An 863-nucleotide genomic window follows, 5' to 3' on the forward strand; every position below is an offset into this window, starting at 1 on the left:
ACAACTCCCGCAGCCGTTCCTCCACGTCGAAGAACCCCGGCTGCCGAACCATCGCCATCCCCCGCGCCAATCCGCGTCAGTGAATCAGCCGAACGGCTTCAGGGCGAGGGGTTTCTGGAGGCGTCCATCTGAGTAAGGGAAGCAGCGAAATCTTCCGTCGGGAGCGAAGGGTTTTCGACCCTTGGTTTGAATGGACGTGCTTGAAGCCAATCATCAAGCCTCTGCATCACGGTACGAAGCGTGGTCGGAACGTCGGTAAACTCATCGCTTCCTTGATCGCGACGAGAAATTTGCATTCCGAGAAGAGTCGTAAGAAGGACTGACGGACAGGTAAATGTGGTCTTAATGTCGCGAAGATATTTTAGTAGCCGCGTAATTTTACGGAATGAGTTTGAACCGGAATAGCCATTCTGGCGCTTCGGCCACTGCGTGAATTCGACAGGCTCGCTTTGCTCAAAGCTATCCGTAGTTCGATTGCAAACCTCCAGGTGATTGGATCGAAGGCGGCCCATCACGCATGGCGCAAGATCGATCTTTCGTTCACCACAATAAGTGATTGTTACACAATAATCCCACGTCTTATATTTATCTTTATAGACTCCACTGGCTGCAAACGCAGCTCCGAGTTGCTTGACGTACTCCGCAGCCGTCCAGTTCTCAACTGGGTCCACAAACACCAAAAGATCGGCATCGAACTCATCACCGTCGACTGGCTTGATGATCGTTCCGTGCTCCCATGGAGAGCTCTGCGAAACCTGCGTGATCGGCTGATGAAGATGTGGCGGTGTCCTGGAAGCGGCCTTGGGGGTCGTCTTCGAGCCCGCCGGTCGTGCGGTGGGCGCACCTCTCCCGTCAGGCGAGTA

At 54.3% G+C, this 863-nt stretch carries 1 protein-coding gene; it reads right to left on the minus strand.

Annotated elements, in window-relative coordinates:
- Window positions 1-98 precede the first annotated feature (98 nt).
- Window positions 99-863: SMODS domain-containing nucleotidyltransferase (locus HW578_RS27160; protein ID WP_198373802.1), on the minus strand; the 765-nt coding region annotated here is incomplete at its 5' end.

The organism is Roseomonas rosulenta, assembly GCF_016106005.1.
Taxonomy (GTDB): domain Bacteria; phylum Pseudomonadota; class Alphaproteobacteria; order Acetobacterales; family Acetobacteraceae; genus Neoroseomonas; species Neoroseomonas rosulenta.